This is a genomic window from Microcoleus sp. PH2017_34_RAT_O_A, assembly GCF_020737885.1.
Taxonomy (GTDB): domain Bacteria; phylum Cyanobacteriota; class Cyanobacteriia; order Cyanobacteriales; family Microcoleaceae; genus Microcoleus.
The window spans coordinates 1-13,876 of record NZ_JAEQDD010000143.1; the positions used below are offsets into that span (position 1 = coordinate 1).

The window sequence follows — 13,876 nt, forward strand, 5'->3', positions numbered from 1 at the left end:
AAGGATGGTTACTCCTATGGATAGTTTAAGGTGGCTGAAGCCACAGCCGCGTTCCTCCCCATGCCTGAAGTCAGGGGCTTCCCGCTCGTCTTTCGGTGAAAAGAACAGGTTTGTAGTCAGGACTTCAGTCCTTCCGGTTGGAGTGAAGAAGGACTAAAGTCCTCACTACAAACTTAATTAATAGTTTTGAATTTTCTATTGTGAGACTGCTTGGTGAGTCGGCGCAGCCCGATTAGGAATAAAAGCTCGATCGAGCTTTTGACTGGTGCCGGAGTCCGGCAGGGGTTTAAACCCCTGCCTCAAAGCTTGCATTCAGTTAAAACCGACCCTCATATCAAATGTCAAATGCGGTGACATCCGAACAATCGAGCAGTGTGACAGTCCCCCCTAGCGATGATCGCACAATCACGATTTAAAGCCCTTAGAGCTTTTCTTTTTGTCCTGCGGCTTGGACTTTGACTTGTGAACTTCGCCTAATGCTTCCTGAAATAAGTTGTGCAGGTGCAGGGGAACGCTGGCAATTTCCGGGAGTTCGGGTTCTAAGGGTTTTTTGAATTCTTGTAACAGGGAATCTAAATCGATCTCGATCTGAAAGTCTGTGCGCTGCAATACTGTTTGCAAGATTTGTGATAATTTCGCTGGGTTAACTTTAGCTAACCGCCGCCAAATCCAGGCATTAATTGCCGGATCTTCTAGATAGCTGCGAACCATTTTCTCGTAACCGGGAATGGTGGAAAAGTCCTCGGCTGCGAGCATTTCGGTAAACTGGCTGTAGTTAGACAAAAAGGTTTGTCCCCAGCGGGAATGAGAAAGCGCTGTCACCTTTTCGGCTTTTTTGAAGCGATCGGGCAATTCGACTTTCGGCGTTACCATTTTTGAACTCGCATTGCTGTCGATCGCCACCTCAACTGCTTTAGTATCGGCGCCTGCTGCTGCGATCGCGACTGCTTTGATTTCTTCGGGATCGATTCCGGCATCTTCAACGATATCCGCGAGAGATTTACTTTGATCGATGCCGATATCAGCGAGGCGTTTTTTAGTCATTACCTCCTGAAATTCGCCCAACTGTTTGTTGAGGTGATATCCCGATAGCGTCACTTCGTCGCCGCCAAAAAATTCGGTAAAATCGTCGTGATACTGTTCTACCGACTTCCAAGCTTGCTCTAACAGTTCTGGGGCGTCGCTGTACAGGTTATTTTTGTAATTTTGCTTGAAATTGCCGATCGCCACCGCCAACTTCGGCTTGCCCAATTTCCCCATGGGAATCGGAGGCCCTGAGAGTATCCACGCCTCATCGGTGAGAGGCGCAATCCGAACCCGCAAGATTTCTCCTAACTTAAAGCGAGACATTTCTGGGAGGAAATTAGCGCTGTTGGGCTTGACATTGTAGTGCTTCGCCGTCAGCCAGTTTGTCACCTCGAAGCTGTCAGGGGAAATTTGAGTAATTTCAAACAAGCCGGTGAAGCTTTTTTGACCCCAACTTTTTAGCAAACTGATCTCGCCCTCGGTTAAATCGGGCTGACTTTCGACAAAAAGGTCGATCGGCGTTTTGTTTCCGACTTTACCTTCGACTGTAAAACTGTCAATTACCTGATTTTGTTGAGCAATATCGTAGCGCTCGCCCGTCGAGCGAATTGCGGCAAAAGCTTCTAAAGCTACCGCCAACTCTCCCTCAGCATCCAGCACAAAGTCAATTAAATTTTGCTTGAGTGTCCAAGCTCTTTCCAACATTGCATCCACAAGTTATACCGATTTTGAATGAAAGGATTTAGATTCTTAACAATTATCGGACTTGAAGCAACCGACGCTTTACGCTCCGGCTGGGATAGAATGGCGCAGATTGCGAAGAATGACCGAAATATGCGATCGATGCCTGAGTCCTGAATTAGTTTAATTTTAAGCCTAATATTCAAAAAATAATGTCCATCTCAAACTCCGTTGTTAATAAGTTTTTTTGCACCCCCAGCCGGAGGGTGCATCTCACTTTTGTTTGAAGAGGGCGAAGCATGACCGCATATAAGTTATTAGTTATATCTCATATTCACTGCGGTCATGCTTCGCCCCTACAGATATATTTTCTTGCACAAGCCGCTGCACCCCCAGCCGGACAACCAACCGCGCACAAATCTTGCTTTCTGAAAAAAGCGATTTCAACGCAGCCGAAAAATACCCCTCCCGATGTAGAGAGGGTCTAAAAATCCCCAATAACTTTGCTAAACTCGCCTTGAAAATAGTGTCATATCATCTCCGCTCGATTACTATAAAAAAACAGTTCGTAGTGCGGACTTCAGTCCGCAATCCGGCTGCGGACTTAAGTCCGCACGTGCGTTCCTTACCCAAACACTTCGCTGCATTCAGCAGCGCTGGTACAAAACTCCCGCACGATCGAGTTTATGTGCATCCTAGACTGAAAAATACCAGCAAAATGCTTTGACCAAGAATTTCTTGATAGTACCCGCCACGTGATTTATCCGTGGAATCAATCCCAAATCGAAAATCGAAAATCCTCTCTTCCCCCGAATTTATCCGTGGGGTCGCCTCTAAAATCTAAAGAGCTTTTAAAACCCGCTTCATATCAACGTCTCCTCGTATTTTGTCGCAAAAATTGTCGTGTTTGTTTTCCCGATCGGGCGATCGCGCGTCAAGAACCTTGGTTGAAGCGCCATCTTTGTCGCAGCTACCAAAGAGCGATCGAGCGAACAGAGATATTTATCGTGATGTGCAACATATTAAGCTCCTGCTTGTTACCATTACTTCTACCAAAAGATAGATTAGTTAAACAAGCGGAACTCATCTTTTATGAGGTTGTCTGAGGGGCGATCCCCATTCCTACAAAAAACCCATCTAGCGGTTTTCCTATCAATTTCAAACCCTTACTCTTCTCTTCTGGGTCTTTCTATAGCAATCCTAATTGATTTGCTAGTCCTAGAAATCCTGAAATCCTTGTTCAACAAGGAGTCTCGCAAGACAAAAAGGTTTTTATCTTGTGCCAATCCGATCTGATTGCTATAGGTGGAACAGGCGTCTCGCCTGTCCTTCTTAGGTTCATCAAAAAAAGCCCCTTGACCAAACATCAAAACTTGCATAAATACCCGATCGAACTACAAGAAAACCTGCTCTATGTTGAGGTTTCGGTTCTGCATAGCTCCTTCAAACAGCTCAGTAGAAAGAGCCTGTTCTACCGACCAAACCCCCGGTTTTGTCAGTTTGCCCTCTAACATCAATTGAGCAATGCTGCCAGTACCGATGCCCGTTGCTGTGGCAGCATTCGGGTGTACCGCTGTCGATCGCACTTTTGCGGGTTGACCGTTTTTGATGCCGCTCACTTGCGATCGCACAGCCACGCCCACACCGCTAAAATTATTGGTAACAGCAGTCATCCCGTAGCTGACATAAGACAAAAACTCAATGACTGAATTATTTTTCAGCCAGCTATCCGGCCAGTATTTAGCAACAAACCAGGTAAGGTGATTGTAAAGGTCGGGAGAAGTGCCAAATTTAGTAATAACTGTTTTGACTGGGAAAGTTTCGGGCAAAGTAATTGCTTCCGGCATATCGAACCAGTAAACGCCTGTTTTGCCGTAGGGTGCTGGAAATTCTATCGTTTCGCGATCGGTGTAGGGTTTGATTTGCTGTAGTTTGCCATCAACCAAAACATCAAAAGGAGTTTGCAAACCCAAAAAAGTAGTACGCATGACGGTAACGCCAGCACCCCCAGAACCGCCGACAACATAACTCAAATGAATGTGTTCTGCGGTATCTAACTGCTCCACATCTCGGCGCACCATGCTGTTAGAAACCCCCGGAAAAATGCCCGTATTGATAATCGCTGTCACCCCGGCATTTTTAGCAAGTTCCCGGCAGTCTAAAGCTCTCCGAGTAAAACTGCGACTGTCGCTGACATCGGTATAATTAACACCTGCTTCGATGCAAGTTTTCAGCACGCCCGCATCTCGGTAGTGAAAAGGCCCGGCACAGTGCACGACGAGGTTAGAGGATGAAACCGCTTGGCGCAGAGCAGCACTGTCTGCTAAATCTAAAGCTAAATAGCGCGATCGATCCGACGGCAACTCTGCTGGAAGAGAGCCATTGGGATCGCGTCCGGTAACAGTAATTTCTGCGTCGGTATAGGTGAGAATATCTTGGGCAACGCTGCTGCCAATTCGTCCGCGCCCGCCGACAATCAAAACTCGGTTTGCCATCGCTCAAAAAAGGGTAACGCCATCTTTCACTATGTCAACTTTTGGCAGGTCTTTTCATCCACATAAAGTATGACTTTATGATAACTGATATCTCGCACCAATATCCATAACCCCAGAAGGGCGGTGAAAACCAATAAATCAAACTAATTACAGACAAGTTAAATAAACCTCCACCAAAGTAGAAAATCCTTTATTGACAAGGTTTGATATCTGAGTTAAAATGTAATCATATATGAACAGTCCGTAATATTTTTGATAATTCCTTATAATAAACCTAAAATAAAACACTATGACATCTGAAGGTAATGTAGCTGATACGGGTATTGTAGAACAAGCTAAACAACTAATCGCCGAAAAAAGAGCATCAGATATGCCTGAAGCACTCGAAATATTGAAACAGCAAGCTAAACGCGATAAAGATAAAGAAAAAATGGAAAAAATTAAAAGCACCCAGAAATTCTTTGGTGACAGACATAGCCGATCCAGCGGCAAAAAGAAGAAGACCAAAAGGTAAGCTGCTCAAAGAAATATCTCCCAAAATTAGTCTGCAATTAGTGTAGTACCACGAAATTCAGAGAGTTTTGGGGGATGTCGAATTACTCACACTTATTCATTTTGATACTTGCGTAATGCCATTCAATCTAACTGACTAAGTGTGAAAATAACCTAGGCTGGAAGCACTAAAATTTAGGGAGGTGCAAAAATTATGGATAAGCTGACAACTGAAACACTGCTAGATTATTGCGATTCAGATGATTATACCCTGCAAACAGAAGCATTGATACAGCTTGTAGATGCAGAAGTTTATGAAGCTGTACCGAAGATATTAAGATTGCTAAAATCCGCCGATGAATCAATTAGAGCTGAGGCAGCCGAGGCATTAGGTTATCTCGGTTCAGAGGAAGTAGAGACAGTTGGCATTGCATTAATGCCTTTGCTAAACGATCCTGAAGAACTGGTTAGGTCTGAAACAGTGGAGGCACTGGGAGAACTTGGTTATAGTCCTGCGGTTGTACCGATAGAATATATTCTCAGAAATGACCCTTCAGCACTGGTTCGCGCATCAGCAGCAGAAACTCTTGGATATTTAGAAGAACCATCAGCTATAGAAACTCTGGAGCTTTCACTGCTTGATGTTGATGAAGATAAAGCAGTTAGAGGGTATGCTGCTAATTCGATCGGGCTTTTAGGTACGCCGCAGCTATTGCCAAAACTGGAAGAGTATCTAAACTCGGAACTTCCTTTATCAGTAAAAGCTGAATTGCTGGGAGCGCGGTACTGGTTGGGCGCGAAAGAAGATATCGAGAAGCTATTGAGTTTGTTGGATAATGCTGATGAATATTTAGCAACGATCATCCTGAATATTTTAACAGATTTGACCGAACGGGAGGAGCAGCCAACATTGGCGAAAGATGCTCCCGATTTAGAAAGGGTGTTAAGTGCGATCGCAAATCGTTTTCCCCTCACAGGGAATCAACCCGAAAAAATTCTCGCACTCGCACACTGATAAATTAATACAAATAAACGCAGATGTAATTCATCTGCGTTTATCTGCGTTCATCTGCGGTTAAAAATCTTACTTCTAATTAATCCGAAACACCGACTTAGCCGTCGATTTCAGAGAATTAGCCGCATCGCTCAAGGTTTGCGCGATCGGCTGCTGCGAGTGCATGAACACGCGAGCCGTATTGCGTCCCGGCATCCCCGAAATCGAGCCGCCGGGGTGCGTGCCGGCACCGGTGAGGAACAAACCGTCGATCGGCGTTTTGTAATTCGCCAACTCGGGTAACGGACGGAAAAATATCATCTGATCCAGCGTCATGTCAACGTGGTAATAATTCCCCTTCAGCGCCCCCAAACGCTCTCCCAATTCCGCCGGACTTTCCACGCGGCGGCCGATAATTGAGTTCTTGATATTGGGTGCGTATTCTGCTAATTTGTCAATGCAGCGATCGGCAACTTTGTTTTTCAGCTCGTCCGTCCAACCCGTACCGTGCTGGCCGGTTCCTTCAGCATTTTCGATCTGGTAAGGAGCAAAAAATTCAATCCAAGCCGTATGGTGTCCGGGGGGAGCCATTGACGGGTCTCGTACCGTCGGAAACACGACATACATCGACGGATCGGAATCGGGGATTTTGCCGATCGCAGGCTGAGTATGAGCAATTTCCACGTGTTTCACCGAATCAGCAATCAAAACAGAACCCATTAAATATTCGTCTTTATGGTTCCAGCGATCGAACTTCGGTACTTCATTGAGAGCTAAATCTATTTTCAGAATTGTCTCATTGTTATTGACAATTTTGCGCTCCAATCTTTCCCGCAAATTCGGATCGGCACTGTCAACATCGCTATCATCCATCAAGTGCAGAAACAAACGCTTCGCATCAATATTAGAAATGACGCCTTTAGTAGCTCGATATTCTGTGCCGCCTGCAACTCTAACACCGACAGCGCGGCCATTATCAACTAATATTTTCTCGACGTGCTGGTCAGTAAGTATAACACCCGCATAGCTTTTCACTAAATTGACCAGCGCTTGCACCAATGCACCCGTTCCTCCGCGCGGCCTCGCCATGCCGGGATTGTGGCGCATTGCCATCATAATTGCGCCTACAGCAATGGTTTTTTGTGAAGGAGGCGCGCCCAACTCTGCGGCCAGTCTTGCCAAAGGTGCTTTCAAAAATTCCTCATCAAACCACTCGTTGAGAATGTCCTCAGCGCTGGTAATCATCGTGCGAATAAAGTCCAGCGTTTTGTCTGGGGAACCGATGACTGAAAATAAGTCTTTGAGTTTGGCAATATCGTAGTTACCGGCAATATCTATTATAGACTTTGGCGGCGCGTTAAACATCGGAATCATCGCGCTTAAAGCGCGCTGCCAAAAATCTGTATATTCGGCATATTTTTTCGCATCGCGTTCGTTGTAGCGGGCAATTTCTGCACAAGTTTTTTCTACGGAACCGTGCGCCAAGAAATATTTGCCGTCTGGATGCGGACAAAACGCCACTGGATCGCAGTAAAGATATTCTAATCCGTATTTTTCCAGTTCTAACTCTTCTACAACTGGCCCTAAATGGATAAATTCGTGGTCGATCGCGCACAAGTTGAATTTAAAATCTGGTAATTCGGGAATCGCAGCTTCGGTAGTCGCGGCGCCACCGGGAACGGAACGTTTTTCTAACAAAAGAACGGTATATCCGGCTTTGAGGAGATAAGACGCACAGACAAGCCCGTTGTGACCTGCTCCTATGATAATCACGTCATACGTTTGCATAGATGAAGCTTTGGGATAGGATGTTTTTCTCATTTTACAAATGTTAACAACTTTGCGGGCTCTATCAATAGAAATAGATTCATCTTAAGAGATTAGTTTGAGCATCTTACAAAAGATGGAGTTCTTACCTAGTGCTGCTGTGCGATCGCCTTTATTTCTTCTTGAATTTACCAGAAAGAATTGGTTTAAAGCCGCAACCCCGATCGGGATAAATTAAAATCAGACTATTCATTACTCCAATCCTCTTCCTTCCAGGTAGAGGTAGCTGTCAACTGTCAACTGTCAACTGTCAACTGAACGAGCGATCGCCACGCCAATTTGCCCAGCATCATATCACAGAAATTTTCATTTATCGGTATTATATAAAAAATTAACAATCCGTAGGATTTCCCAGATAAACTATTGTTTTGTAAACCAATGAAACAAAGCCACGATCGCCACAGTAAGCTTGATAAAGTTCGGTTAAATCCGAGATAAGTTTCTGCAATGGAGGCCCGGAGTTCGGCATATAAGATGAGCTTTGTGCCCGCCCGATTAACCCTGCTAAATCTAAATCTTGTCTGTTAGCAAATTCGATCGATCGCACATCAGTAAAATCTGCACTCGCAAGCAAAGGTTCGATCGAGCGATCGTGCTTTTGGGCAGGATAGCTCTGGGAAGCGCTCTTAACAATTTGAGTGTAGCCCTCTGTCAGCGCATCCGTGCGATCGCGCAAATTCCAAACAACAGCCAACCTTCCCGACGGCTTGAGAATTCGCCGAAATTCTGGTAAAGTTAAAACAGGATTGAACCAATGGAAAGACTGGAAACACGCGACTAAATCGAGCGATCGGTCAGGCAAATTAGTGGCTTCGGAAGTTCCGTCTCTAAACTCTACCAAAGTATGAGGTGCAGCCGCTTGTCTCATCTCGGCATTGGGTTCGATCGCTAATACTCGAACCTCTCTTTCTGCTAGCAAACGGGAAGAAATTCCTGTACCTGCACCGATATCGGCTGCGGTTAACCGTGAAGGTTCCCCAAGTCCTGCTAAAATCGCATCGATCGCAGCGGCTGGATAACTCGGGCGGTATTTGACATAATCCGTAGCGCGATCGGAAAATCGACCTAGCGGATTCATCTCGTATAACGGCGGTTTGGAGTTATCAGTCATTAGTTATTAGTTATGTATGAGTTATGAGTTATCAGTCATTAGTTATTAGCCATCAGTAATCATACCAAATCCGGGTTTAGAGCGCCGTTTATTTTCTTAGTCCGCGAAGGCGGACTTCGTTTTTGTAGAAGCGATTTTAATCGCCGAATCATAGTTCGATCGTAGCGCGGAACGGGCGATCGGCGAACAATATTAATACTCACCTACAAACTGCTCGTGAACCCACAGGAATTCGCGCCGTCTGTTCTGCACCCGAACTAAGCCACCAAAGCCAGGATCTTTGGCTTTTAGCAGCGCGTGTAATTCTCGCAAAATCGAGCCTTTCGCCATGATTGCTGAGTCGCCCTGTTGCCAATCTGGGATGTCATTTTCGTCAGACAAATTAGTAGCTAAATCGCTACCTTTCAAGGTAGATTCGATGCTTTTTTGTCCTAAATCGAGTTCTTCTTCAATGCCTTTGTAGGTAGCTTCGTCTAGCATGAACTTGGTGGCAGAGGCTGCGACAGGTAAGACTAGACTCAGGGTTCCGGTCAAAATTTTGAGATAGGGGGCTGCTTTGGTAAACCATTGGCGCGATACTTCCAATTCATAAACTCCTTTCTGCTTATCGTGAGGATTTAAGGCGGGAAGCGGTTGACGAGAGTGTTCGCACCAGAGGGTTATTTGCAATTTTGTACTAATCCATTTTGGGCGATTGAAAAACTTGGGATCGACGGGCTTGAAACTAAACAGGCGCGGGCCATCTTTCGCTTCATCGGTGAGCATTTGCATCAGTGACGCAAATTGCTCATCGACTTTGCTGAGAATGATCCGCTGTTCCTGAGACAATGACTGATATCGTTCTTGATTTCGACTATCGGAAGTCGCTATATTTTCGTGGATGATGTTTAGCTTGTCAACAATTTTTTGGAACTGCTGAATGCCGATTTCTTGGGATGGAGGTGGAGCAATTGGTGCGTTATTCAGTAAAGAATCGATATTTTGCCATTCATCGCAGCCTGAAATGTGACATTGATGCTCATCCCGATTCTTCTTTTTGCTCTTAATTAGTTTTTCTACCTCAAATAGCCCGTTCCCAGGCAGATTTTTACCACAAGGCGCAATACAAGGAACCATCACATTACATAGCAATCCTTTCCAATAATTTTCGACTAGCCATTTAATCTCTGCCGTGAGATAAGACAAGAACCGTTCTGGATAAGCCGCCCGCACGGTGATTTTGACATCACTGTCAATATATTCCAGCAATGCCCGACCGTTGTAGTCATCGTCAAGCATCAAACCGCGTTGCCAATGGATACTTTGTTCGTAATTGCATCGCCCCAGTGAGTATTTGTGCAAGCGCACAATTAACTGGTAAAACAATCCTTCTGCGACTGCAAGTTGTCCTCGATCGTCCACAATGCGGCAGATTTGTATTTGTTGTCTGTCTCCGGCTTCCGGTTGCTGTCCCCAATTGGACAATTCCGGGCGTGTATCGGGTACGAGTTGAGCAATCAAACTGGTATTACTGGGTTTAGTTGGATCGAGTACCACGCGGTAGGACAAATCGAAGCGTTCCATCAGCTTGAGAAAGATGGGATGTAGTTCTTTCGGGTAGCCGTTTTCGCCTGGAAACGGGGGATTCCTCCATAATTCACCCAGATGCTCAAAGTCTACTAAACCGTTGCGGCGGCGGGTCGTTTCATCATCAAGTACGAAGCTAATTGCCTTGGCCAACCAGTCGGGTTTGAGGATGACAATATCTCGCAGTATTGGATCGTAATGGTAATGGATGATATGCCCCAAGGTATGGGAAATGCGAAGAAAAAGTTCTGCTTGTTCTTTATCGATTCCGTGTTTAGCGCAGATGGCAATAACTTCATCGTAGGGCAGATAGGCTTTGTCGTTTGTCTGCAAGATTTCCCGCACTCGCTGCCATTTGGCGGGAATCGAACGTCCCATTTCGGGAAGAGAGGCGGCGACATTAGCGATCGCACTTTTTAATTCTGCCACGCCGTTGCAGGAGTTCTGAGTGTCAGGTTTGCTGTCGATATGAAAGAAGCCAAGCACCGTATCGCAGCCGAATCGATCGCAAATTTCCTGTCTGTCAATGTCGGGTTGTCGCTGTCCGGGGCCGCCGTGGGTGGCGACTACTAGCACTTTGGCATCTGGTTCCCGATGCTTGATTAGGGTAATCCACTCTTTGACAAAGCCTTGCTGGGGGCCTTCCCGTGGCTTCCACACCACTAAATACACGGCTGGAGCACTGAAAAACAACTGGTGCGTTGGTCGATAAACGGGTTGGCCGCCAAAATCCCAACCATTGAGGGATATTTCTGTGTCGGTGTCGGGATGGGTGACAATGACTGGTTTAATTTCAATGCCGTGAGTGGTGGGACGACTTTCTAGCCATTCATCCTCGCGTAATGCTCCGAGGAGGCAACTTTTGCCTACCTCGCCTTCGCCGATTAAAATCAGCTTGGCTTCGTTCAGGGTGATTTGTGCTTCTGCCTTTGCTCGTAGGTATTGCAAAAGGGCTTTAGTGCCTTGTTCATAGGCGGCGGCGAGGTCAGAATTGAGAGGGTTGTTGTGGAGGTAGAGCAGTCGCAACTCGGTGAGGAAGACCATCGCTTCTGGTAGTTCCCTCAGTTGGTTACTGGAAAGGTAAAGCCCACGCAACTGGGTGAGGGAGGCGATCGCCTCTGGCAGTTTCGTCAGTTGGTTGTTGTGGAGGTAAAGCTGTTGTAATTCGGTGAGGGAGGCGATTGCCTCTGGCAGTTTTGTCAGTTGGTTGTTGTGAAGGTAAAGCTTTTCCAACTGAGTGAGGGAGGCGATCGCCTCTGGCAGTTTCGTCAGTTCCAGATCGCTAAGATTGAGTGTTTTTGCTCCCTCTCGCCGCGCTTTTCCAATGCGCTGATATGCTTTCCGATCGCCCTCAGTTCCTGACATTGCCAATTCCTTATTTTGATTTTTGTATATAAGTTCGATCATCGCCTTTTGAGATGAAAGGGCGATCTTGAGACATGATTTGATTTTGAATATTCCTTAATCTCACTACAAAATAACACGAATATTTTGGCGATTCGTGAGGTTTGAGTAAGGTTTTTGAATCTCGACGCGCCTAGTCCAAGAAACCGGGTTTCTACGGTAATTTACGCCTCCTCATGAGATTTTACGCAGAAACCCGGTTTCTGAGTCCCACGCGCTGAGTCCGAGAAACCGGGTTTCTACGAGAATTTACGCCTCCTCATGAGATGATCTGAAGAAACCCGGTTTCTGAATCTCGACGCGCCTAGTCCAAGAAACCGGGTTTCTACGACAATTTACGCCTCTTCACGAGATTTTCGCGAGAAACCCGGTTTCTGAGTCCACGCGCTGAGTCCGAGAAACCGGGTTTCTACGAGAATTTTCGTATCTTCACGAGATTTTTCATAGAAACCCGGTTTCTGAGTTCCCGCGCTGAGCCCAAGAAACCGGGTTTCTGTGAGAATTTACGCCTCTTCACCAGATTTTCGCGAGAAACCCGGTTTCTGAGTTCCACGCGCTTAGTCCAAGAAACCGGGTTTCTGCGATAATTTAAACAACCTCACCAGATTTTTCGTAGAAACCCGGTTTCTGAGGCCCCGGTTTCAGACTCCGGCTAGCCACTCACCTACCTTCTGATATGCCACGTCGCCAAGTTATCTTGCAAGCGGGTAATTACTACCATGTTTATAACCGAGGTAATAACCGTCAGTTGATATTTTTTGAGCGAGAAAACTATATTTATTTTTTACGTCAATTAAGAAACCATCTGATTACTCATGGTGTCGATATTATTGCTTATTGTTTGATGCCGAACCACTATCATTTATTAGTTCACCTGAACACCAATCGTTTTTCCAACCTGATGCAGGCATTTACTCTGTCTTATACTAAGGCTATTAATAAACGCTATCAAAGAGTTGGTTCACTTTTTCAGGGACGGTTTGAGGCGATTCATGTGGGAGCATCTCAATTTTGTAAAAAGCATTTTTTTTATTATAGTGCTGTCCCCGCTCGCGTATTGTACAACTCGCGAGCGGGGACAGCACTATCTATATATAGCCTTTCTCAAAAAGATGAGGTATAACTGACAGCCCACACAACCCTTAAACCAAGAGGGCCCAAGCCCAACAACATACCTCATCTTTCTGAGAACCGCTATAAATGAAAAACTGAGATGCTCCCAGTTTCGATGGATCTGTTTGGGTTGCCCCTTTTGCTGCTGTTTTTCACGATTAATTGACCCGCCCAAAAACGGAAGTCCCCGCAGGGCTGTCGTGGGTATCCCAAGATTTTAGACCTTAGTTAGACCTCGCAGATTTATCTGTGGAGTAAATCTAAAATCTAAAACTGGTTCGATCGCGAAGTCGAAGAATCTAAAATCTAAAATCTAAAATCGACTGACGAGGTTTAAAGCAATCGAATCTACTTCGATCGCAAATTCTGACAAACAAAACCAAGCTAACACCAGCGATACCGAACGCTGGGCTTCGTTAATTGGTGGGCGAGCGCTGGTGCTGTTTGGTTTGTCGCAGCGTTCACTCAGAGGTGCTTTGCTGGCGGTTGCGGGCGGCAGTTTGGCGGCGCGCGGACTCGGGGTTGTGGAGGGTTTGCAGTCGGCTGCGGATGCGAATCAAAGGTAAAAGTGGCGATCGAATACAACCCTCCGGGCGGTGCGATCGGTGCGGGCGCTGCTAAACTATTTGGGGAAGATCCAGAACAGCAAATTGCTGACGATTTGCGCCACTTTAAGCAGTTTATGGAAGCTGGGGAAATAGCTACGACGGAAGGTCAATCTTCGGGCCGCAAGTTATAATTGCGATCGTGTTGGCTCGTCTAAAAATCATCAAGGATGAGGTACGTTGTTGCGCTTGGGCGCTATGCTAGATCTATGAAAGAGCGCTGAAGCGCAACAACGTACCTAAAGATCGATTCCCAGAAGAGTGCCTGTTGTGTTTATGACTAAAGTTCTTACTACGAACCTTTGAGTTTGTGTTACTTAAAATATTTGTTTGTTAGATTATTAACTGATGCCACCTGAAGTGATTTTTGGAAATGCGGGTGCTGAAGGTGCAAGTCGCGGCGGTTGGTTTGCGGGTCACTTTATAATGCCCGAAGATGACGCGCGATCGACTTCTGCGTTAGAGCCCACATTCCGCAGATGTGGGTCGGATTTTTTTATCAGTTGTGAAAACTTGGAAGCCAAACGCTTTTGGGCTGAAATTATGCAGTGTTAGCCTTACA

10 protein-coding genes are annotated in these 13,876 nt (G+C 45.9%); 5 read left to right on the forward strand and 5 right to left on the reverse strand.

The window, feature by feature from the left end; translation table 11 throughout:
• Positions 1-405 precede the first annotated feature (405 nt).
• Positions 406-1,731: a hypothetical protein gene (locus tag JGK11_RS30715; protein WP_363319668.1), complete on the reverse strand. Its 1,326-nt coding sequence runs from the start codon at positions 1,729-1,731 to the stop codon at positions 406-408.
• A gap of 1,370 nt (positions 1,732-3,101) precedes the next feature.
• Positions 3,102-4,202, reverse strand: coding sequence for a saccharopine dehydrogenase NADP-binding domain-containing protein (locus JGK11_RS30720; RefSeq protein WP_293197351.1), 1,101 nt, complete (start codon positions 4,200-4,202; stop codon positions 3,102-3,104).
• Between the two features lie 289 nt (positions 4,203-4,491).
• On the opposite strand from JGK11_RS30720, the gene JGK11_RS30725 reads away from it, so the two are divergent.
• Entirely contained in the window at positions 4,492-4,716 is a 225-nt protein-coding gene (locus JGK11_RS30725) for a polymorphic toxin type 34 domain-containing protein (RefSeq protein ID WP_293197349.1), read from the forward strand.
• Between the two features lie 192 nt (positions 4,717-4,908).
• Positions 4,909-5,709, forward strand: coding sequence for a HEAT repeat domain-containing protein (locus JGK11_RS30730; RefSeq protein ID WP_293197347.1), 801 nt, complete (start codon positions 4,909-4,911; stop codon positions 5,707-5,709).
• Between the two features lie 75 nt (positions 5,710-5,784).
• Here the strand turns inward: JGK11_RS30730 and crtO are convergent, their stop codons facing one another.
• The 3 genes from crtO to JGK11_RS30745 form a co-directional block, all read right to left on the reverse strand.
• On the reverse strand, positions 5,785-7,476 hold the full coding sequence (gene crtO / locus JGK11_RS30735; RefSeq protein WP_293197345.1) for a beta-carotene ketolase CrtO: 1,692 nt from the start codon (positions 7,474-7,476) through the stop codon (positions 5,785-5,787).
• Positions 7,477-7,846: 370 nt separating this feature from the next.
• A complete protein-coding gene (locus JGK11_RS30740) occupies positions 7,847-8,626 on the reverse strand; it encodes a class I SAM-dependent methyltransferase (protein ID WP_293197343.1) in 780 nt (259 codons plus the stop codon).
• A 192-nt stretch (positions 8,627-8,818) separates the two neighbouring features.
• Positions 8,819-11,599, reverse strand: a complete 2,781-nt coding sequence (locus JGK11_RS30745; protein ID WP_293214213.1) for a COR domain-containing protein — start codon at positions 11,597-11,599, stop codon at positions 8,819-8,821.
• Positions 11,600-12,272: 673 nt separating this feature from the next.
• Between JGK11_RS30745 and JGK11_RS30750 the strand changes: the two genes are divergently transcribed.
• From JGK11_RS30750 to JGK11_RS30760, 3 genes are all read left to right on the forward strand, one after another.
• Entirely contained in the window at positions 12,273-12,719 is a 447-nt protein-coding gene (locus tag JGK11_RS30750; protein ID WP_293185994.1) for a transposase, read from the forward strand.
• Positions 12,720-13,277: 558 nt separating this feature from the next.
• Positions 13,278-13,448 (forward strand): hypothetical protein, encoded by a 171-nt coding sequence (locus JGK11_RS32990; RefSeq protein WP_325315344.1) that lies wholly within the window; start codon positions 13,278-13,280, stop codon positions 13,446-13,448.
• A 214-nt stretch (positions 13,449-13,662) separates the two neighbouring features.
• Positions 13,663-13,869 (forward strand): hypothetical protein, encoded by a 207-nt coding sequence (locus tag JGK11_RS30760; protein WP_293214216.1) that lies wholly within the window; start codon positions 13,663-13,665, stop codon positions 13,867-13,869.
• Positions 13,870-13,876 lie beyond the last annotated feature (7 nt).